This is a genomic window from Tepidimonas sp. (assembly GCF_046292505.1).
Taxonomy (GTDB): domain Bacteria; phylum Pseudomonadota; class Gammaproteobacteria; order Burkholderiales; family Burkholderiaceae_C; genus Tepidimonas.
On record NZ_JBKBQX010000192.1, the window covers coordinates 1 to 680 of the forward strand.

The following is a 680-nucleotide window of genomic DNA, read 5'->3' on the forward strand; positions in this document are numbered from 1 at the left end:
CTCCGCGCCGCAGGACTGGCCCACGCACTTCGCCCCTGGCCGCGACGCCGAACTCAAGAGCGACGGCGACATCATCAGCCGCTCGACCGTGCAGCGTGCCACGGCGATGCCCTCGCGGTTCATCTGCTGCCAGACCTTGTCGGCACCGTAGACCTGCCAGTTGGCGTGCCACACGCGCTGGATGTCGGCCATTTGGGCCTCATCGCGCTGGGCCCGCTGGCTGCGCAGTTGCGGCTGCCGCCTGCGGGCGGCATGGCGTCGGTAGCACGACGGGACCATCTGCAACACGCGGCAGATGGGCTCGACCCCGTACAGATGGCGGTGCTGGTCGACGAAGCGCTTCAGTTCTTCAAACGGCGGTCGAGCTCCGCCTGGGCAAAAAACGCGCTCGCCGCCTTGAGGATGTCGTTGGCACGGCGCAGTTCCCGGTTCTCGCGTTCCAGTTGCCGCAGCCGCTCGCGCTCGCTGCTGGTCAATCCCTCACGTTGGCCGGCATCGACTTCCTGGCGCTTGACCCATTCGAGCAGCGTCTGCGGCACGCAGCCAATCTTGGGTGCTATCGATTCAACGGCCGCCCACAGCGAAGGGTAGTCGCCCCGGTGCTCTTGCACCATGCGCACGGCGCGCTCGCGGACCTCGGGTGAGAACTTCGATGTCTTGTTCATGGCTCCATCTTCTCA

General features: G+C 66.3%; 1 pseudogene and 1 other annotated feature. The pseudogene reads right to left on the reverse strand.

Going from position 1 to position 680, the window contains the following annotated elements:
• Nucleotides 1–665, reverse strand: a pseudogene (locus ACK4TH_RS12675) (IS3 family transposase); the annotation flags it as partial.
• Nucleotides 271–387: a sequence feature (AL1L pseudoknot), on the reverse strand. (Overlaps the previous pseudogene by 117 nt.)
• Nucleotides 666–680: the final 15 nt, after the last annotated feature.